General features: G+C 48.9%; 14 protein-coding genes. 5 read left to right on the forward strand and 9 right to left on the reverse strand.

What is annotated here, in order from left to right:
• The first annotated feature begins 149 nt into the window (after positions 1–149).
• The gene (gene metF / locus ACR2PX_RS12950; protein WP_433999773.1) at positions 150–1,001 is read left to right on the forward strand and encodes a methylenetetrahydrofolate reductase [NAD(P)H]; all 852 of its coding nucleotides are present in this window, start codon (positions 150–152) and stop codon (positions 999–1,001) included.
• A 50-nt stretch (positions 1,002–1,051) separates the two neighbouring features.
• Here metF and ACR2PX_RS12955 read toward each other — a convergent pair whose 3' ends face one another.
• On the reverse strand, positions 1,052–1,627 hold the full coding sequence (locus ACR2PX_RS12955) for a hypothetical protein (protein WP_433999774.1): 576 nt from the start codon (positions 1,625–1,627) through the stop codon (positions 1,052–1,054).
• A gap of 162 nt (positions 1,628–1,789) precedes the next feature.
• Between ACR2PX_RS12955 and ACR2PX_RS12960 the strand changes: the two genes are divergently transcribed.
• A complete protein-coding gene (locus ACR2PX_RS12960; protein ID WP_433999775.1) occupies positions 1,790–2,515 on the forward strand; it encodes a 16S rRNA (uracil(1498)-N(3))-methyltransferase in 726 nt (241 codons plus the stop codon).
• A 24-nt stretch (positions 2,516–2,539) separates the two neighbouring features.
• Here the strand turns inward: ACR2PX_RS12960 and ACR2PX_RS12965 are convergent, their stop codons facing one another.
• The 8 genes from ACR2PX_RS12965 to pilG form a co-directional block, all read right to left on the reverse strand.
• Positions 2,540–3,007, reverse strand: a complete 468-nt coding sequence (locus ACR2PX_RS12965; RefSeq protein WP_433999776.1) for a chemotaxis protein CheW — start codon at positions 3,005–3,007, stop codon at positions 2,540–2,542.
• 16 nt (positions 3,008–3,023) lie between these two features.
• Positions 3,024–9,275 (reverse strand): Hpt domain-containing protein, encoded by a 6,252-nt coding sequence (locus ACR2PX_RS12970; RefSeq protein WP_433999777.1) that lies wholly within the window; start codon positions 9,273–9,275, stop codon positions 3,024–3,026.
• A 317-nt stretch (positions 9,276–9,592) separates the two neighbouring features.
• Positions 9,593–11,677 (reverse strand): methyl-accepting chemotaxis protein, encoded by a 2,085-nt coding sequence (locus ACR2PX_RS12975; protein WP_433999778.1) that lies wholly within the window; start codon positions 11,675–11,677, stop codon positions 9,593–9,595.
• 261 nt (positions 11,678–11,938) lie between these two features.
• A complete protein-coding gene (locus ACR2PX_RS12980) occupies positions 11,939–12,484 on the reverse strand; it encodes a chemotaxis protein CheW (protein ID WP_433999779.1) in 546 nt (181 codons plus the stop codon).
• Positions 12,481–12,855, reverse strand: a complete 375-nt coding sequence (gene pilH, locus ACR2PX_RS12985) for a twitching motility response regulator PilH (protein ID WP_433999780.1) — start codon at positions 12,853–12,855, stop codon at positions 12,481–12,483. The genes ACR2PX_RS12980 and pilH overlap by 4 nt, the downstream gene beginning before the upstream one ends.
• Positions 12,856–13,317: 462 nt before the next feature.
• Positions 13,318–13,551 carry a hypothetical protein gene (locus ACR2PX_RS12990; RefSeq protein WP_433999781.1) on the reverse strand — a complete coding sequence of 78 codons (234 nt, stop codon included), beginning with the start codon at positions 13,549–13,551 and terminating at the stop codon, positions 13,318–13,320.
• 125 nt (positions 13,552–13,676) lie between these two features.
• The gene (locus ACR2PX_RS12995) at positions 13,677–14,498 is read right to left on the reverse strand and encodes a hypothetical protein (RefSeq protein WP_433999782.1); all 822 of its coding nucleotides are present in this window, start codon (positions 14,496–14,498) and stop codon (positions 13,677–13,679) included.
• Positions 14,499–14,608: 110 nt separating this feature from the next.
• Positions 14,609–14,968: a twitching motility response regulator PilG gene (gene pilG / locus ACR2PX_RS13000; protein WP_433999785.1), complete on the reverse strand. Its 360-nt coding sequence runs from the start codon at positions 14,966–14,968 to the stop codon at positions 14,609–14,611.
• 596 nt (positions 14,969–15,564) lie between these two features.
• Between pilG and ACR2PX_RS13005 the strand changes: the two genes are divergently transcribed.
• From ACR2PX_RS13005 to ptsP, 3 genes are all read left to right on the forward strand, one after another.
• On the forward strand, positions 15,565–16,935 hold the full coding sequence (locus tag ACR2PX_RS13005; protein WP_433999783.1) for a TolC family outer membrane protein: 1,371 nt from the start codon (positions 15,565–15,567) through the stop codon (positions 16,933–16,935).
• Between the two features lie 261 nt (positions 16,936–17,196).
• Positions 17,197–17,499, forward strand: a complete 303-nt coding sequence (locus tag ACR2PX_RS13010) for a PTS fructose transporter subunit IIB (RefSeq protein WP_062265512.1) — start codon at positions 17,197–17,199, stop codon at positions 17,497–17,499.
• A 339-nt stretch (positions 17,500–17,838) separates the two neighbouring features.
• Complete coding sequence (gene ptsP, locus ACR2PX_RS13015) at positions 17,839–20,346, forward strand: phosphoenolpyruvate--protein phosphotransferase (protein ID WP_433999784.1); 2,508 nt, start codon at positions 17,839–17,841, stop codon at positions 20,344–20,346.
• Positions 20,347–20,489: the final 143 nt, after the last annotated feature.

Below are 20,489 nucleotides of genomic sequence, written 5' to 3' on the forward strand. Positions count from 1 at the left end.
GCCTTGAGCTGATAAACAGCCTTGAGCTGATAAACAGCCTTGAGCTGATAAACAGCCTTGAGCTGATAAACAGCCTTGAGCTGATAAACAGCCTTGAGCTGATAAACAGCCTTGAGCGATAGAACAGTGATGAAGGCTCTGAGATAACGATGACGAGTAACCAAGAAAAGCTGCCAATCAGCTTTGAGTTTTTTCCGACAAAAACGGAAGAGGGAGCTAAGAAGCTCGATCAGACAGCGATCGAACTCTCTAAATGCCAACCAGAATTCTTCTCTGTAACCTATGGTGCGGGTGGCTCAACCCGTGACAGAACGTTGGATACAGTACTGAGCGTACGAGAGTGCACTAACATTCCTTCTGCTCCCCACCTGTCTTGTGTGGGTGATAGCAAAGCCCAATTGAAAGATTTGCTGGATCAATACAAGAGCCAGGGGATTAATCGTATCGTTGCTTTGCGCGGTGATCTGCCATCCGGTATGGGTCGTTCAAACGGTGAACTGCAATATGCCAATGAGCTGGTGGAATTTATCCGGGCTGAAACCGGTGATTATTTTCATCTGGAAGTAGCAGCCTATCCAGAGGCGCATCCCCAGGCGCAAAACTTTGAAACGGATCTTGCCAACTTCAAACGCAAGGTGGATGCAGGAGCCAGTTCGGCCATTACGCAGTACTTCTTTAATGCCGACAGCTATTTCTACTTTGTAGATCGTGCCAGGGGTTTGGGTATTGATCTGCCCATTATTCCGGGCATTATGCCTATCACCAATTACAGCCGTCTGGCCCGTTTCTCGGATGCCTGTGGTGCAGAAATCCCACGCTGGGTTCGTAAACAGCTGGAAGCTTATGGTGATGATATCGACAGCATCAAGAAATTTGGTGAAGAAGTCGTAACCAGCATGTGCGAAAGACTGATTGAGCAGGGCGTTCCTGGTCTGCATTTCTATGCCTTGAACCAGGCTACTCCATCGAAGGCTATCTGTCAGAATCTCAAACTGATCTGATAGCTCTGCGGCCGGAATTCTTCTGGCCGCATGACTTTCCTTTTAATACCTCACGCGTCCTTGAACAGCCAGGAAGAAAAGATTCGGGTCATAAATGGCATAACGAACCAGGTCATCAAAAGGCATGTGCACACACAGCTGATGAGAATCGTTATGAATTTGGGTATACCGGCTGGCAGTACCAGAGGCAGAAGGGTGTAGAGCGTCAAAATCAGTGGGTAAACGGCCAGCAGAGTGACTATAGCCATTTTGTAACGTGGGATCGTTTTTGGCGGAATGTCCGGTAAATCAAACCAGAACTCCATTCCCTCGTGTTTTTCATATTGGAGCTTTTTCTCCAGCAAGGGCTGAAGCTGTACCAGCCAGCTTTGACGCTCTTTCGATTCTTCCCAGGTTATCAGGTTTGAGTGATGATCAAACCGGAATACCGCTTTATAAGCAATATACTGTTTGGAAGTCCGGTCCGGCGATCTGAAAAAGTAGCCCCCCTGATGACCGTCAAAGGTACCTGCTGTTCGAATAATGCCAGAAACCCATTGTTTAAAGTCTTCTTCGCGGTCTGGTTTGATGTGATATGACACTATTACGGTGATAGGTTCATCGGTTCCAGTTGCTAGCGTCTCCAATAGTGCCTCCATACTGCTTTAAATGGTGCGGGTTTAAAACTGAATCCTGCCATATCGTGGGTGCTTGGGTATAATTCTTTTCACAACCCAATGCCCATTTAGAAAGAAGAGTGGTGTGTTTACCTGTCTGTCAGGGAACGGCTGCTCTTCCATGAGAACATCATGAGAAACCCTCGAATCTATACCGATCAGCCCCTGGCCAAAGATCAGGTAGTTGAGCTAACCGACAGCGCTGCCAATCATGTCGGTAAAGTGCTTCGCATGAAACCTGAAGAGCCTCTTATCCTGTTCAATGGTAAGGGATCTTCATGGCAGGGCACGATTCAGACTGTTGCAAAAAAAACGGTCACGGTCTCGCTAGAAGCAGTGATCGACCAGGTCACGGAATCACCGCTGAAAGTTCATGTGGGGCAAAGCCTGAGTCGCGGTGAGCGAATGGATTACGCCATCCAGAAGGCTACCGAAATGGGCGTCGCTGAAATAACGCCTCTCTTTTCTGAGCGCTGTGAAGTTAAGCTGAATGCAGAACGTCAGGAGAAACGAGTCAGGCACTGGCAGCAGATTGCCATCAGTGCCTGTGAGCAGTGCGGTTTGAACAGGCTTCCGATCATTCACCCACCTGAGAATGTTACCGACTGGATGGAAAAACAAGACTCTGATTTGAAGTTTGTACTCCATCACCGAACCGATAAAAAGCTGGAAGGGTTTGATCAGCCTGAAACTGTTTCTCTACTGATTGGTCCGGAAGGAGGGTTAACTCAAGAAGAGATTACCCAGGCAGAGTCTTCAGGTTTTCATGCACTGGCCCTGGGGCCGAGGGTTTTGAGAACTGAAACCGCCCCAGTCACTGCAGTCAGTGTGATGCAGTATCTCTGGGGCGATTTGTAAGGCAGCCTGTTCTAGGTCAGGCTCCTATGCAGCTGTCAGCAACGCTGACAGCTGTTGTTCCAGTTGTTCAAGGTCTGGAATGGCTGCGGGAATATCCCTCACCGTCACTCTCGATGTTTCTGCTGAGCCTGCAATACTGTCAGTTTCATTGACGAGTTGGATATCACCAGCGTTTAGATCCAATTCTTGAGGAATGCCCTGGATAACCATGCCATAAAATGGCAGTTGCTCATTCCCTGTGCTGCTGTGCATGACAGCAATCCTTGCGGTAGCAGAGAACTCTGCAAAACGGCCCCCATTGATACGCTCAAAAGAGATCAAAGGAACGGTTTGTCCACGCCAGTCAATTTCACCGAGAAACCATTTGTTTTCCTGACTGCCTCCTGATGGACGACTGTAGTCCACAACGTCAGCAATGCAGGAAGCAGGCAGCAAAAGAGGCTTTTGCTGCATTGGGATCAAACGGGACTTCAGGCTTCCAGCATGAGCCATTATGCTACTCCTCTATTCATTGTTGTGAACCAGCGCCCGCTTTGACTCTGATCAATTGCTCGATAGACGCCAATAAAGCATTTTCCTGGAAAGGTTTACCCAAGTATTCATTAACTCCCAGACTGAATGCCCTGGCTTTATGCTTCTCACCGGTTCTGGAGGTAATCATGATGATTGGCAGAGACTTCAGCTTAGCGTCATTACGGACGGCACTGGCCACTTCATAACCGTCCATCTTGGGCATTTCAATATCCAGAAGCATAATGTCGTAGCTGCTTTCGGCGAGTTTCGCCATGGCTTCGACACCATCCCTTGCACTTTCCACCAGGTAACCATTACGTTCGAGCAGGCGGGTGGTCACTTTTCGTACGGTAACCGAGTCATCCACCACCAGAACACGCTGGATGGATTCTGATTCTTCTTCAGTCTGGCTGTTCAACTCCACATAGTGCTGCTCGATGCGGTGTCTGCGAACCAGAGTTGCCGGGTCGATAATGATAGCCACACGGCCGTCACCAAGAATGGTGGCACCGTTAACACCGGTCAAACCAGCAAACTGTGGGCCCAGACTCTTGGTGAAAATTTCACGACCACCAATGATGGCATCAACATGCAGGGCCAGGTTTTTACCGCCTCGCTCGATGATAACTACAGGGCATTGTTCAGATTGTACTCTTGGGTTGGTATCTCCCAGAAGCTCACCCAGGAACATGAGCTGGTGATCCATACCACCATACTGCAGTGGTGTGTTGTTCTGGTAGCAATCGGTCAGAACTTTAGGATCCACTACTGTAATACCATCAATCGATTGCATCGGCAGGGCATAAAGACTGTCTGCTATCTGTACCATCAAGGCACGGTTGACCGACAGAGTAAATGGCAGACGAAGCTTGAAGGAAGTGCCCTTCTCTGGCTGGCTGTCAATCTGGATGCTACCACCCATCTGACGTATTTCTGTATTAACGACATCCAGTCCAACACCCCGACCAGAAATCTGGGTCACAGATTCAGCAGTACTGAAGCCCGGCTCCAGAATCAGCTGGCCTATCTCCTGATCGGTCAGCTGATCTTCCGGAGTGATCAGATGCTTTTCCAGAGCCTTGGCATGAACCGCCTGAAGGTTAATACCTCTGCCATCGTCGCTGAGTTCAACAACAATGTCTGCACCATCACGGGCAATGGTAAGAGTCAGGCTGCCTGTTTCTGGCTTATTGAGTGCCAGTCGATCCTGGACAGAAGGTTCAATACCATGGTCAATTGCGTTTCGTAGCAAGTGCTCAAGTGGTGCGAGGATCCGTTCCAGCATGGTTCGGTCCATCTCACCTTCAGCATTGGTAACATTCAGGTTAACCGGCTTGTCCAATTCAGTTGACAGCTGACGGGTAATCTTACGCAGACGTGGCAGCAGACGACTGAACGAAACCATTCGAGCCTGCATCAGCTTTTCCTGGAGTTCTATCAGTGTCCTGGATTGCTGCAGCAGCAGGGTCTCTGCATCACGGTTTTTATCCTGAATACCTTCCTTGAGGTCTTTAAGGTCAGTTGCGGATTCCACAAGAGAGCGGGACAACTGAGTCAGTTCTGAATACTGGTCCATCTCTAGCGGATCAAATTCAGGGTCACTGCCATGTTCTTCTTCAAAGGTGGAAATAATCTGCGCCTGAGTCTCGGTATCCAAACGGCGCAGCTGCTCTTTTACCCGGTCGATGGTGCTGTCCATCTCTTCCAGAGTGCCGCTGATGTCCTGAATTTGCTGCTCGATACGACCACGATTAATACTGGATTCACCGGAAAGGTTGATCAGTGACTCCAAAAGCTGGGCAGGCACACGAATCATCTCGTTGCCTTTGGACAGCGTATTAACGGAGCTGTTGGTGACCGGAGTTGCTACTCGTGTGGTTATTGGAACAGGCTCTTCTACGATTATTTCTGGCGCAGTAGAGAGAGCGGCTGTTGCTTCAGATTCTCTGGTAACATCTGTTTTCAGATTCTCTTCAACAATAACCAGAACATCATCCACTGCCATTTCTGCCGGTTTGGCACTGGCCGTGTCTGATGCTTCTTTCGTCTGATCCAGGAGGCCTTTAGCCTGACCTGATAAATAGTCAGGCAGTATCTCAACAGGCGCTTGTGCTCTGGCTAATGGAGGCAGTTCTGCTTCATGGTCATTATTGAGAGCCCATTGTTCCAGCTGCTCTACCAGTGGTGTTACAGATCCCGGAGGCTGCTGGTTTCTCAGAGCAGTCAGCATCTGGTCAACCTGGTCGTGAGCCGCCTGAAGCAGGTGCACCGGTGCTTTTTCTGCTGAGCTTCTACCGCTGGCAATGGCGCTGTAGATATCCTCAATAGCGTGACTGAGATCGCCCAGTTCCGGCTGGTCAGCCATTCGTGCACTGCCCTTGAGCGTGTGCAGAGAGCGTTGCAAATCGGTCAGTGGTGTCAGGTTGTTACGATTATTCAGCCAGTCTTCCAGAGCATGATGACAATCTTCTGCCAGGTCAGTGGCTTCTTCCAGGAACAGTTCAACCAGTTCCAGGTCATGCTCTTCCACTTCAATGTTCAGAGCCGGTGCCGGTTCGGGAGTAACAGACTCCAGAATCACTTCTTCAGTAACGGCTTGCGCAGATTCTGGTTCAACAACGGACTGTTCTTCAATGACAGGTTCTTCCGTTGTCGACTCCAGGATTATCTCATCAATCTCAACGTCTTCAACGACAGGCTCTGCCGTTGAAGTTTTCAGAATCACTTCGTCGACCTCAATATTTTCGGCGACGGGTAGGCTCTGAACCGGTTCAAGGTCAACAGCCAGAGAAATCTCTGGTCTGGGTTCAGCAACAGGCTCTGCTGTCAGCAGAGTTTCCAGTGATTCTCTGAGTTCTGTGAATACAGACTGTGGAGGCAGTGGGGTTTGCTGGGCCGCTACCTGGTTCATCATGTCGACCATGGCTTCAAAGCCATTGGACAGTGGCGCAGCTAGCACTCCTGGCAGTATTGTTTCGTGCTTGTCCAGATAGTTCATCACATCCAGCAAGACATCGCACAGTTCTGCCAGTGACGTCAGGCGAGCTTCACCTGCACGTTCAGCCAGTGTTGTTAGCTCCTTCTGGAACAGAGCCAGCTCATTTTTAGGCAGCGTGTTACGCCAGACAGATAGATACTCATCAGCATCCAGCAGTAAGCCCAGATCACTGTGGGCAAACAGATTGGTATCCTGACCACCGGTGTATTTTCTGTTGGTGGACTGAGCCTTGTGCTGTTCGGTTATCAGCTGTGCATGAAGAGCTTCCAACCAGGACAGGTAGTTTTCAGAATCCAATACAGGCTGTTTAGGCGACCGGGTCAGCTGATCAAGGCCATCCTTGATCAGTTCCAGGCCTTTATCCAGCATACTGATAACCCGATCATCGGCTGGAATCAGGTGAGCTCTGAAATCCTTGATATTCTTTTCAAGGGCAACAATGATCTCGGCCAGAGGGGCTATTTCTGCCATCAGGGCAATGCCCTTCATGGTATGCAGAGAACGTTGCACCTGGTCACTGATCTGGCGTTTACCACCCTGGGCTTTCACCTGATTTACAAAGGACTGAACCACCTCAAGATGTGCTTTGGACTCGCCCAGGAATACGCTGAGCAGTTGGATGTCATAAGCATCCTGCTCAGCTGACTCTTCGGTCTTTTCCTGAACTTCTATCGCTATTTCGGGCTCAGGACAGGGTTTTGATAACTCTTCAACAATAGCCAGCTGTGCTGCTTCAGCATCGGGCTCTTCTGCCAGTTCAAAATCGATGTCCGCATTATTAGAAATTGCGTCATCAATCGAATTTTCTTCGTCCTCGATCGTGTACTTTTCACCTTTGGACAAGGCATCAGCCTGCTCCATGCAGACCAGAACTTCGTGAGTCAGAACCTGATTCTGTTCGGCAAAATCAGAAATCAATCCAGGCAGCATGTCGGTAACGCGACTGACCAGACTTCTCAACTCAGAGCTATTCTGAACGGCTCCGTCGATCAAACGGTTTAACATGTTCTCAATGGACCATGCCAGTTCACCAACAACGTTGGCGCCTACCATACGACCACTGCCTTTCAGGGTATGAAAAGCCCTGCGGATATCTTTCAGGGTATTGTTGTCATCCTGATTATTGACCCAGACAGGTACACCTTCAGAAAGCTGTTCCTGAACTTCACCGGCTTCTTCAATGAAGACTTCCAGCAGTTCATCGTCAATAATGCTTTCTTCTTCTGCAGCCGTTTCTTCTGCAGCCGTTTCTTCAATGACTGGTACTGCAACCTGCTCCGGTTCAGGGAGGTGTGGTGCTTCAGTTCGCGCTTCAACTTCCACACTGCTGGAGGTGGTGAACTCAAACTGAACCACATCGTATGGGCTGACTTCGATGGGTCTGTTGGTCAGAGTGACAGAGGCCTGGGCTTCCAGGTTATCGGTTTCTTCGGAACGCTGGGCTTTATCTTCTTCCAGAGCGACGGGTCTTGAGCCGTCCAGGAAGCTCTGCTCATCAAGCTGAAGTTCCAGTGAATTCTCTGTCTGCTCCTGAGCTTCTAAAACGGGTTTAGAAGCGCTTTCAATGTGCTCTTCAGCTTCTTCTACCTGCTCAGGATCTGTTACACGCAGGGCAGAGAGGCTTTCTTCTGCAACATCCAGAATAGCTTCATGCTCTTCCTGGCTCTTGTCGCTTAGCCTTTCCAGATAGTATTCGATACTGGTCACAGCGTCTGCCAGCTGCTCCAGTTCCATCTTTTCAGGTGTTTTACTGTTTTCTATCCACTCTCTCTTGATGTGTTCCGAGCAGACTCTGACCAGGTCAGCTGCGCGGGTGAGAGGTGTCATGGCCAGACCACCCTGTACCTTGTGTAGCAACTCAGGAATCTGATTCAGGAAGTCCGGGTGATGATGACTGTCAACAAAATCAACAATGGCATCCTTGGTTTGTTCAAGGTAGTGGCGAGCCTCTTTGATGACAGCCTGGTACACTTCTTCAAGCAAGGGTGAACTGTCGCCTGTTTCCAGGCTTTCACCCGCAGCATATCGGGACAATGCCGTTTCGAGATCAAGGATCGTGCCGGCCACATCCATCAGATGTTCTTCAGCATTCTGACCGGTATTGATGACGGTCTGGATCAATGCTTTTTTCTGTTTCAGGCGGGTTCTCAGGTCGTCCATACCCAGAATGGTCAGGGTATCCGCCACCTGCTGAATAATGGGGAGCTGATTTTCCAGAATCAGTGGGTCTGAATCGGTAGAGAGCAGGTACAGATCCAAAGCTTCCTTGATACCCGTCAGCTCATAGTTCAGAGCTTCTACAACCGGAGTTGTAGCATCCACACCCGTAAGAACGTCAGAGATACCTTCCTGAGCCTGGGTCAGTACTTCTTCCAGTTTGTATTGGGTTTTCAGGGCTCCTGTGAAACCCTCCTGACCTTCCGAGGTAGCGATGAAATAGAGCAGTCCCCGGAACAGTTCATCATTAGGGCGAGTATTGATGAAAGGAGCGCCCTGTTTGATGAACAGACGGATCTGACCATCCAGTTCTCTCAGCAGGTTGGCGACATGGATGTTCTGCTCAATGGACTGGTTGTCCAGCCCTTCAGTCAGTGCAACACTGGCTTCCCATAGTGGGGAAAGGGGGGCACCCCAGGAAAGGTCCTGAAGCTTGGCGAACAGCTTGGACAGAATTTTAATTTGCTGGGCACGATTCTGATCACGCAAATACCCAGCCAGGGTTAGCTGATACTTCTGCCGTATTTTTCTCAGCAGTGGTACCAGACCGGTTTTATCAAGACTCTCCAGTTGTGGAGGCTCGACAGGATCGATGAGTGAGGTGGTGTCTGGAAAGAAAAAAGTAGCTTCTGGCAGTGGGTCTTCGCCACGCAGTTGTCGCAGTTCGTTGATCAGTGGCAGCAGTGCCAATGGGCGATCTACGCCACTATTAAGGGTCTGTTGAATGTAACCTGGCAGTTGCAAAGTAGCCTGCATCAGGATTTCCAGAGCCATTCTGATATCAGGCACCCGCTGATTGAGCAGAGCTTCAGACAGTCTGTTCATTTCCAGGCTCAAGTGGGTAGCGCCTTCATGCTGCAGCATCTTGAGTGCACCATGAACCTGGATAAATGCGCTCTGCCCGGCATTGATATGGGCTGGGTTGCCTGGCTCTTCCTGATACATTTCCAAGGCCTGGCGGGCTTCAACGAGCGTCTGCTCAATCTCTTCCTTAACCCAGTCCAGGCCAGCATAATCCTGTTGTTCAGCCATTGACGGCCCCCGTTATTCCGTGCCAGCAACTCATGCTGCTGGAATAAAAATACGTCAGTTCTCTAATTGTTTACCGTGAAAAACTGTTTCAGTTGTTCAAGGCAGTCAGCCATGGAATTGCCATCTTTTTGTCGTTTATATAGCGATGGTGACTCATGGCGATTTTGTGAAAATACTACCAGCATGGCTTCTGTTGAGCGTGTTCAGAAGCTAAGCAGGCTGCCAGGTCAAAACAAAGGCAGCACTTTTGGCTTATAGCTTTCACTGTCGGGTATTTGCTGACAGAGGTGAGATAAACCAACCTCTGTCAGAACTCATCAGACTGTCATTTCGTCTTCTTGCGTTGTATTCGCTGCTTCAATAGTGACTGAAGGCAGACGGAAGCCGGAGACAGACTGACGCATTTCCAGGGCCATTTCCGCCAGGGTACCTACCGAGCCGGCCGTCGCAGTTGTACTGGACGCCGTACGGGTGGTGATGTCCCGGATGGTGGTCATACGCAGAGCAATCTGTTCTGCAGAACCTGTCTGTTTCTTCGCTGTATCGGAAATGTTGCTGATCAGGCTGGCAAGACTGCTGGATACTTTCTCAATCTCTTCCAGGGCCACACCCGCATCCTCTGCCAGTCGGGCACCGTTCACCACCTCAGAAGTGGTTTGTTCCATAGAGATAACGGCTTCGTTCGTATCGGTCTGGATGGTGGATACCAGTGCTTCAATCTGTTTGGTTGCACCGGATACACGTTCCGCAAGACGCTGTACCTCATCCGCTACTACTGCGAAGCCTCGACCGGCTTCACCGGCCATGGATGCCTGGATCGCGGCATTCAGAGACAGAATGTTGGTTTGGTCCGCGATGTCGTTGATCAGAGCGATGATGTCACCGATTTCCTGAGAAGATTCACCCAGTCGCTTGATCCGCTTTGAGGTGTCTTGAATCTGTTCACGGATGGTGTCCATGCCTTCAATGGTGTTTCGTACTACCTGACCACCACTGGTCGCAATTTCTACCGATCTTTCTGCTACGTTCGCGGACTCGGAAGCGTTAGCGGATACCATGGTCATGGACTCGGTCATGTCATTGACCGCTTGAGTCGCGAAGTTGATTTCCTCCGCCTGGTAATCTGCTGCTTCAGCCAGCTCTTTGGCCGTACTCTGGGTTTCCTGGGCTGAGGTATCAACCTCTACCGCCGTTTCGTTGATGGTTTTAACCAGTGCACGGAGCTGTTCAATAGAGAAGTTGATGGAGTCGGCGATGGCACCGGTAAAGTCTTCGGTTACTGTCGCCTGTACAGTCAAGTCACCGTCCGCAAGGTCGGCCATTTCATCCAGCAGACGCAGGATCGCAGCCTGGTTGGCTTCGTTCTGGGCTGCTGTTTCAGCCAGACGCTGACGGGCATCTCTTACGATGGTCATGGCGATGATCAGCAGAGAGAGCAGCGCTACTACACCGGCAATACTGATGACAGTATTGTTGACCAGGCGCTGGTCAGTCAGGTTCTCAAAGGTGTCTACGAGAATGGAGGTCTGTTGCAGGAGTTGCTGGGAGTCGGTGAAAATCTGGTCAGAAGCGGCACGTACCTGGAACAGTTCCGGGGAGGTTTCCAGAATCTCGTCGACACTGCCTTCTACAAAGCCGAACAAGTCAGAAATTTCGGCCAGACGATCAATCGCTTCTTCGTCGGTCACCTGACTGATACGCATGGCCAGATTACCTTCCAGCATACCGTTCAGTACTCGTCCAAAGAGCTTGGCGTCACGGCCAAAGCTGTCTGCCGCCATGATGGAGTCTTCACCCCCTTCCAGTACTTTAGAAACACTACGAATAATACGTTCTGCGAGCCAGGGCTGGCGTTGAGCCAATGCGATCTGGTCATTAGGAGCGCCATTCTCAAGGAGAATCTCTACGACCTCGTCGTATTCCACCTGCAGCTGGGGAATGGTTTCACCCAGTGTTTTTGCCACTTCATGCAGGGTCAGTACGGTTTCTTCTGCGGCCAGAATGTTATCCGCTTCTACTTTCAGTTCAGACCAGGCTGCATCCAGTGTCTCAATCTGTGCTGTAGCACTGCTGTCACCCTGGCTTAAAAACGGAGCAACGGAAAGCTTGGAGTCTTTAAGAGAAGTGAAGCGTTCATCGAACTCATTCCGTGCTTCACGCAACAGGGCAAAGGCTTCTTCCTTACCGGCAGAGGCCTCGGTTGCACTGGTTGCGATACGCTGAGAGAGTACCCGGAGCTCGCCGGCGTCAGTCAGGTGCTGTTGGTCAAGTTCACTCTGCTGGCTGATAAAAATAAATGAGCCGGTGATGACGGATAGAGAGAGTATTAACAGGATAATCGAGGCCAGAATGGCTCGGCTTGCCCCTGCTCCCTGGGCGTTGGTTGCTGTATTGCCTTTCATTATTTTGGTCCCCGGTGACTTCTTCGGAATGCTCGCTATTTTGATTGTTTTTATTCTGAATACTTTTTAACCGAGAATCCTCTTTCTTCACCAGAAGTGAAGAAAGATTGTTTCTGTCGCTCAAGTTTGTCATCACCTGAAGGATAAAAAATATTACTCTTGATCATGACTGTTAATATAAATGTCGCTTAATAACTCTTTATTCTTGTCTGCAAAGACAGCGACACTTATTGCCTGGAGCCTTACTTAACCCAGGGATGATTACTCTTTGGCTGCTTTCAGAAAGCGAGAGTCATTGACTAACAGCTGTGTGTTAAACACCATGTAATCTTTGTCTTGCTGATAACGGCCAATAGTAAACGGTCTAACTTCTTCAAACAGCTGGTCAGGCACTGTATTAGTGAACTGGCTAGTGGAAAAGTGCACCATCCCCTGTACGTCATCAACAATTAAACCAACAGACAGCTCTCCCTGTTCAACAACCATAATCCGGTTAGCTGACTCGCTATTGTCCCGAGTCTTACCAAGGAACTCTCCCAGATCTATGATAGGAAGTAAACGTCCGCGTACGTTTGATACACCTTTTGCCCAGGGTTGTACACCAGGCAGAGGCGTGGTGGATGGAACGGGCAGAATTTCCGTTACCTCACCAATCTGTACGGCAAACTGCTGGGCGTTCAGTGTGAAGCCAACGCCATTCCAGGACTCAACCTGGGTTTGCTTTTCAGGCAGCTCAAAAGCATTCTGACTGACCCTGGCATCTAGCTCCACTAATGCCTCAAAAGGGCTTGTGTGAGCGGTATTCATGCAGATTCAGTTTCCAGAACGTTACCTAATGTCTTGAGCAGGGTCTCTTCCCGGATAGGCTTGGTCAGATAGTCTTTAGCACCCTGCCTCATCCCCCAAACCCTGTCAGTTTCCTGATCTTTGGTGGTGACAATCACTACCGGAATATGGGAAGTATCATTACCTTTAGATAATTGACGTGTAGCCTGAAAACCATTCAGACCAGGCATGACAATATCCATCAATACAGCATCGGGATACTCTGCCCGGCAGAGTGCTACACCATCGGCGCCATTTTCTGCGGTCAGCACACTGTGTCCGTGCTTTTCCAGCATGGCCTTCAACTGGTACAACTCAGTGGGTGAGTCATCAACAATGAGAATGTTTGCCATTATTTTCCCCTGTTACTGCTTTTGCCCAAATCCTCAGGGCCAAGCTTTTTTCATTGTTATCAGCGTTTTTTCTTCGCTCATGGCTACTTTTTACCACGAAAATACCGTATGTTCTTCGTTGGAATGGGGCATTTTCCTGCACTGGCTTTGGGCTGTCTCTTATTCGGAATTGTCAGATTCCTGCCAGAACGAGTGGTTAGAAAGCACAGTACATGTTTATACCAGATTTTTTAACATTTTTTTACTATGAAAATGCAGCTTGCCAAGACTTTGTTGTCATTTTCAGATTGAACAGTGAGTTGCATTCATACTCTGGGCTGTTCTTACCGATTTAAGGCAATACTCAGTGATCTTTGATCGCAGCTCGGGAGCCTCTGTCGAAGCCCTACAAATTCTGCCCTATGACCACCCTGGTGACGACTATCAATACAGCCTGATTGTCAAACTACCGACCGTTGATGATTAGTTTTTTTCAGAAGACAGGGGCTCCTCAATCTGCTGTTTCAACCCCCGTTCAATCAATCGAACATGGCAATAAAAGGCGATGCCACTGAAAGTCAGGCCGACTAGCCAGAGGTAGATACCCGTGGGTAGATCCCAAGCAAGATAGAAGGAGGACATAACTATTGAGAGGGCAATGACGGGTAATGACCATTTTTTGCCTCTGACCGCTTTGACTGTCAGAAACAGGGTCAATATTGTGATTCCTGCTAATATGGCCAAGTCTGTCATTGGGTTAAATTTTAAAAAATAAAAAACCGGACTGATATTCCACGTTAGCGACATAACTAGAAAAATGTACGACAAACTTCCCAACATGCTTAATCCATCCCCCTGACCAGATAAATCGTTGTATTTCTAACATGCCCGTCCAGAGCACTGGACAGGAACGACAGGCTGGCGGCAATAGAGTCTCGTAAGGTCAGTACAGCGCCTGCAGACAACACACGGGGACTCATTCGTCTGGGTAATGTTTGGGAGCGCAGCAATGCTTTGATTTCTCCCTGGGTAGCATGGGGTCGGTAGGCTTTATGGATTTCACGAGTCAGCCGTAACCTTTCCTGCCGGTTTAAAACTTTTTTACTGGTTGATCTCAGGCTAATGCCTGCTTTGCCCAGAATCCCCGTAACTCGAACCGTCACAATGGCTGAAGCGCCAACGCCAACCAGAGAGACTCCATCCAATACTTTCATAGATGTGTGGTAGACAGGTGTATTATCCAGAGCTGAGTTCCAACCTGGATTTATGAATTCATTAGTTGTTCGTATCAGGGAGTTAGCACAACTAAGCGCAGTCGCAGAGGTTGCCGCGTAGCCAATTGAGGTTAACGCTAAACTGCTACCACCCGTAAAAGGAGAAGTAGCCGCTGATCCAAAAGTGACCAGGGTAGCTATCACCGCAGCTGAGCAGTTGATGGCAGCCAGGCCTGCTTCTCGGGAGACTTTAGCCATATCAATAGCTGGCTTGGTATTGACATCAATAACCAGGTAATCACCCGCTGCCTGGCACATCTCTGAGGCAGGCTTGCGCAGGATTTCAGGGAAGTCATCCCGGTTCAGCACCACGCCGATGCCGGTCAGGGCACCGATATTGTCAATTTTATGAAGGATCTGATTTTTTATTGTGCCGGGTACGGTGTTCATTTTTATACATCCCTTGACGCTTATATAGGGCTTCTTGCCCTAACGAAAGTGCACTATACCGTATTTTTTCATGGAGACCGTATTTTTCATCGAGTACTAGTCACTTCCTTTCAAGCGATGGCAGGGCAGTAGTTTCTGATGGTTCCCAGTAACTCATCTTTGCTGAAAGGTTTGGTCAGGTAATGGTCGGATCCGACCACGCGGCCTTTCGCACGGTCAAAGAGCCCGTCTTTGCTGGAGAGCATGATGACTGGGGTTTCCCGGTAAGAATTGTTGTTCTTGATGAGTGCACAGGTCTGATAGCCATCCAGACGGGGCATCATAATATCGACAAAAATAATGTTGGGCTGGTTGTCGGCAATTTTTGCCAGAGCATCAAAGCCATCGGTGGCTGTCACAACGACACAGCCTGCTTTTTTCAGGAGTGTCTCTGCGGTTCTGCGGATGGTTTTGCTGTCATCAATCACCATGACTTTCAGACGATCCAGGGTAACAGCATCCTTATTATGACTTGAAGGAGATGCAACGTTTGACTCATAGCTGTTCATGCTTTTGTCCATACACACTCTGGTCATCTGAAATCTGATCCTTCGACTTCAGATGTTTTTTATTATATCTGCCATGAGAGATACTGATCTTCTTCTGTTTATTGAGGACAGTACTTTCCGCTCATGGCTGTTTTTTCGTACTCTTCTCAATCTTGATTGAGAAGAAGAGCATTGATGACTCAAAGCTGTTTTTTTAGATCCATGAACACCGTTTCAGGTGAATGTTGTCCATTCGTTGAACAGTGATATGCCCTGTTAGGGTAATCCGGATCATGCCTGAGCTGTTGCTGAGAAAAAGCGATTCTTTTCAGTATTCGTGCACTTTTTATGTTCATTCTGAAATGACTTCATTCCAGTAAGACTCCCAAATGTTTTTAACACAGTTCGCCGGTGAATAGCCAGACGATGAGTGGGTCAATAGCCCGACAAATTGCGGGATATTTGACTAAAGCCACATCTTTGAAAGCCGATGTATCGAGAAATAATCCAACTGAACTATCTGGCAGACAGGGATGTGCATGAAATTTAATCCGATATCGTCTTTAGGGGAAGTGCCGTTACTTCGCCTTTCTCGACTATGGCTACAGGCCGGTATTCTGGCTGGTTGCTCCGTATTTTGCAGCCTTTCAATGGCCGAAACCCTGAATGAGGTGGTCAACAAGGCTCTGGCTACCCACCCTCAGGCTCAGGCCAGCTTGAATCGATACCGAGCGGCCACTGAAAACATTGATGTGGCCTGGGGCAGGTGGTTGCCCTCTGTGGATATCACGACTGGTATTGGGGGTCAGAAGAAGAGCTACCCCGATGATCAGCCCAATGAAACATTGGGTGACAAGAGCTTTACCCGTAAGGAAGCTTCTTTTTCTGTTCGCCAGAATCTGTTCTCCGGATTTAATACCAGCAGCAGTGTGAACCAGGCCCGTTACAGTGCCGGAGCAGAGTATCTGAGGCTTAGGAATACCCTGCAGGATCTGACCCTTCAGATAACCGATGCTTATCTGAAAGTTCTGGAAAGAAGGGATCTGATAAAGCTGGCTGAAGAGAATCTGGAAGTTCACAACATCATTCTCAATCAGATTGCTCAACGTGCTCGTCAGGGCGTTGCCAGAAGCTCTGATCTGGATCAGATCCAGGGCCGGGTCGCTAGAGCCACAGCTAATGTGATTAATGCTCGAAACAACCTCATGGACGCTGAAAGTGAGTATTACAGTCTGGTGGGCTTCATGCCGGGTGATCTCGAGCAGCCAGGCTCCTATAAGCTAGCTATTCATGAGAATTTTGATGAGGCGCTTCAGGCCAGTGTCAGCAGGCATCCGGGAATTCTGGCAACAGAAAAAGATATCAAGGCTTCCGAATCGCAAGAGTCGGCGACCGATAGCAGTTATTTCCCAACACTGGATATCGAGATCGATCAAAGCTGGAGAAATAATGCTGATGGGCAGTTAGGCACCCATGAAGATACAACAGCCATGCTGAGATTGCGGTACAACCTCTTTCGCGGTGGCTCTGATAAGGCCCGTTCTAGAGAAAGTGCCTACAGGACGGAAGAGAGCAGGGCTCAGCGTGACAGGATGCTGCGTAATGTTGAGGAAACATTGAGACTGGCCTGGTCAGCCCATGAATTTATTGGTGAACAAAAGCAGTATCTTCGTAAGCACGAAGACTCCAGCAAAAAAACCGTTAAAGCCTATCGGGAGCAGTTCAATATTGGCAAGCGAACTCTGCTGGATCTTCTGGATAGTGAGAATGAACTATTCCAGGCCAGCCGCAGCCTGACTACGGCAATCTACCAAGAAGCTTTCTCCCGCTACCGGATTGTTGCTGCGACTGGAGAGCTGTTGGAAAAGTTGGAGATTATCCTTCCTGTAGACTGGCAGGAGCAGGAATAACTGAGTTCCTTCCTTGAGTCACCAGAGCCACCAATGGCTCTGGTGCTGATTTGATCTAACAGCTCTCCTTGAAGTCCTGATCAATAATTTCCCACACCTGAAATCTTCTACTAGCCTTATTGGGCCAAACAGCCTGCTACAAGCAGCAGAATGCTGAGAGTTCTTCCTGCCATCAACAACAATAAACAGTAGGGAAGGGCTGATTTACAGTAAACAAATAGGGCTGTTTCACTGGCAAAAGTGGTTCCAGAGGATCAATAAATGAAAATAGTCGTTGTAACTGCCTGCCCAACCGGTATTGCTCATACCTATATGGCTGCCGAGAAACTCACTGAAGCCGCTCTCAATCAGGGACATGACATCAAGGTAGAAACTCAGGGGGCTATGGGAATTGAGAATGAAATCACCGTTCAGGATGTAGAAGAGGCTGATGTTGCACTCCTGGCAGTGGATATTGCGGTCGATGGTGAGGAACGTTTCAGGGATTTAAGGGTTATCAAGGTGCCTGTATCTGAAGCGATTCGGAATCCGGAAGCAGTAATGGCTCAACTGGGTCAGGGGTGAAGCGGGTTGCTGATGTTCTTGTACGGACATAGAACATTAATTAGCAACCTGAAACATCTTCATCCTGTTCATACCAAAGCTATCAGAGAGACTCTGAAGCTTACGTGTTGAGCTGTACAAATTTTCTATGCAGATGCAGCTACCCAATGACTGTTCTTTTTATGGTCTGGGGCGAGGTTGCATTCCAGTTCAAGATGGTTTGGTTCATGGCATTCATCCAGTTGATAGATCGTTTCATCACGCCCCGTTGTTGAAACTGTCTTTAAGTGTTTCTGAGCCTGCAACTGTGGAATCTTGATAAGGGCAGACAACAATGAAAATACTGAGGGCCCAGGGGTAATGAGTTGTAAGGAATTTATTTTTACCTGTGAATTGCTGAATGGGTTGCACGCCAGGCCTGTCAGTTATCTGACCAAGGAGGCTGCTGTTTTTGAAGCGACCATGGTACTGGAAAACCTTCGCAGTGGCAGGAAGGCAAATCTAAAAAGTCCACTTTCACTTATAGCTGCTGACATTGCCTATCGTGATGTTTGCAGGATAAAAATATCGGGTGTTGATTCGGTAGAAGCCTTCAGGAAGATCAAGTCATTCATTTTCAAACAGCTGCCAGCCTGCGATGAACTGTTACCAACCATTAGAAGCTCTGGCGTATTACCTCCTTCGCTCAGAGAACTGGACATGCAGTATTGCCGTGGTCAGGCTACAGGGGAAGGCTGGGCAATGGGAGAGCCTGTCTGTCTCAAAGAGTACCGTTTTCTGCCCATTGAAGATCGTGCGGTTTATGCCGGAGTCACCGGTGAACGGCTCAGGTTGCTTGGCGCTATTGAGCAGGTTCAGGCTGACTTGCAGTTGGCGGTCAAAAATGCGGAATTGTTAGCTGAGAGAGAAGTGTTAAAAGCTCATCTACAACTTGCAGGAGACCCTGATTTCAAAGCACGCCTCCTTGAGCATGTTGATAATGGTCTGTCTGTTTCCGAAAGTATTGAAGCCACCCTGGAGCATTTTGCCAATGCGCTTGAAAGCTCCGAAAGCAGTTATCTAAGGGATCGGGTGATTGATATTCGTGACCTCTGTGATCAGATTCTGCGTCTTTCCTATGGTTCGGGAAGGCTATACAGCCCGGATACATTGCAGAGAAACAGTATCTGTCTGGCGGATAACCTGACACCCAGTCAATTCATGGGGCTGGATAAAAGCCATCTTAAAGGGTTGGTACTGGAGAGTGGCGGCAAAGCTTCTCACACCGTTTTGCTGGCTCAGGCCAGAGGCATACCGGTTCTGGTCGGTGTTGAAGGAGCCAGAGTGCTGATGAGGCAGGCTCGGGAAGTCGTGCTGGATGGTGGTTTGGGCATTTTGATTGCTAACCCTCCTGTAAAATCACTCAGGTATTACCAGCAAGAGAACAAGCGTCATCAAGCATTGAGTGTCCGATGCGAGCCCTTTGTTCATAGTCAGGCCGAAACGAGTGATGGGCAAAGGCTGGAAGTGGGAGCGAATATTATAGGAAGGGAGGATGCTGAGCTGGCGTTCAGGTCGGGAGCTGAAGGCATTGGCCTGTTCAGAACAGAAATGATGTTTATGGAACGAACACAGGCTCCCCCTCTGACAGAGCAGGTTGAGACTTATACGGCCGTCATCAGGGAGGCTGCGGGGCGTCCTGTTGTGATCAGAACTATTGATGTCGGAGCGGACAAGCCGGTGGATTACTTCAATCTGTCGGAAGAGCAGAATCCGTTTCTGGGATATCGGGCTGTCAGGCTTTATCCGGAGTTTCTTGATCTTTTCAAGGAACAGGTTTCGGCTGTTCTCAAGGCTGCTGTTTATGGCCCGGTGGGCCTTATGATTCCAATGATCAGTTGTGTCACTGAGGTGAAATGGGTCAAGGGGGTGATTCAGGAGGTTGAAGAGGAACTAGAGCAGTCCGGAGAGCGTTATGGCTCTATTCAGCTGGGTATCATGCTGGAGGTTCCATCAGTTTGTCTGATCATTGATCAACTGGCTCAGTATGTGGATTTTTTCAGCATCGGCAGTAATGACCTGGCACAGTACTTTCTGGCTGCCGATCGAGGCAACGATAAAGTAGGTAATCTTTATCATTATCTTCATCCTTCTTTTTTAAGGTTACTCAAGAATACAGTCAGGGAAGCCCATCGCTATAAGAAATGGATAGGGCTTTGTGGTGAAATGGCTGCAGATACTGACACCCTTTCCCTGCTGATTGGTCTGGGTCTTGATGAGATCAGTTTGCCTGCCCCGTTGGTGCCAGTTGTAAAAGAAAAGATCAGTCATCTGAACAGCGCTCTCTGCAGGGATTTTCTTGAGCAGTCGGTGAAGTGTGAAGATATTGATCAGGTGACTCTATTATTGAAGCAATCCCATAGTGATTTAGCCCCCCGTCCGGTGTTTAGTACAACCATTATGAATCTGGATTATGACTGTCTATCCAAGGAAGAAGCTGTGAAAGAATTGGTGGATATGCTTTTTCTGGATAGTCGCATATCGGACAGTCGATTGCTGGAGGAAGCCATCTGGAAACGGGAAGCGGTCTACTCAACCGCTCTGGGAAATGGCGTAGCCATACCTCACTGTAAGTCAGATCTGGTTTACAGCCACTCAGCAGGGGTATTAAAGCTGAAGCAACCCATTGAGTGGAACTCAGTGGATGGGAAGCCCGTTGATACCGTGTTTCTGTTGGCGGTCAGAGAGTCTGGGAACAGCAGTGATCATATGAAAGTGCTGGCTGAGCTGGCTCGTAAGCTGGTGAATGAGGAGTTTCTGAATCGAATCAAATCGTCTCCTGATGCTGAAGCTCTGGCTGAATTTCTGGAAGAACACCTGGAAATATAACGTTGATTGATTACACCCAGGAATTATCGGTTGAGCGTAAAACCCCGTACTTTGAGTGCGGGGATGTAAGCTCGTCGGCGATAGCCGACTAATGCGGTGTTCTCTGCTGCTGAACGTACTGTTTGATGACTTCTATAGGAGCG

It is taken from the genome of Endozoicomonas sp., assembly GCF_051008435.1.
Taxonomy (GTDB): Bacteria; Pseudomonadota; Gammaproteobacteria; order Pseudomonadales; family Endozoicomonadaceae; genus Endozoicomonas_A.

Coding starts and splice junctions, on each gene's coding strand:
- metF (WP_433999773.1), top strand. CDS start 150: ATGACGAGTAACCAAGAAAAGCTGCCAATCAGCTTTGAGTTTTTTCCG.
- ACR2PX_RS12960 (WP_433999775.1), top strand. CDS start 1,790: ATGAGAAACCCTCGAATCTATACCGATCAGCCCCTGGCCAAAGATCAG.
- ACR2PX_RS12965 (WP_433999776.1), bottom strand. CDS start 3,007: ATGGCTCATGCTGGAAGCCTGAAGTCCCGTTTGATCCCAATGCAGCAA.
- ACR2PX_RS12970 (WP_433999777.1), bottom strand. CDS start 9,275: ATGGCTGAACAACAGGATTATGCTGGCCTGGACTGGGTTAAGGAAGAG.
- ACR2PX_RS12975 (WP_433999778.1), bottom strand. CDS start 11,677: ATGAAAGGCAATACAGCAACCAACGCCCAGGGAGCAGGGGCAAGCCGA.
- ACR2PX_RS12980 (WP_433999779.1), bottom strand. CDS start 12,484: ATGAATACCGCTCACACAAGCCCTTTTGAGGCATTAGTGGAGCTAGAT.
- pilH (WP_433999780.1), bottom strand. CDS start 12,855: ATGGCAAACATTCTCATTGTTGATGACTCACCCACTGAGTTGTACCAG.
- ACR2PX_RS12995 (WP_433999782.1), bottom strand. CDS start 14,498: ATGAACACCGTACCCGGCACAATAAAAAATCAGATCCTTCATAAAATT.
- pilG (WP_433999785.1), bottom strand. CDS start 14,968: ATGGTGATTGATGACAGCAAAACCATCCGCAGAACCGCAGAGACACTC.
- ACR2PX_RS13005 (WP_433999783.1), top strand. CDS start 15,565: ATGAAATTTAATCCGATATCGTCTTTAGGGGAAGTGCCGTTACTTCGC.
- ACR2PX_RS13010 (WP_062265512.1), top strand. CDS start 17,197: ATGAAAATAGTCGTTGTAACTGCCTGCCCAACCGGTATTGCTCATACC.
- ptsP (WP_433999784.1), top strand. CDS start 17,839: ATGAGTTGTAAGGAATTTATTTTTACCTGTGAATTGCTGAATGGGTTG.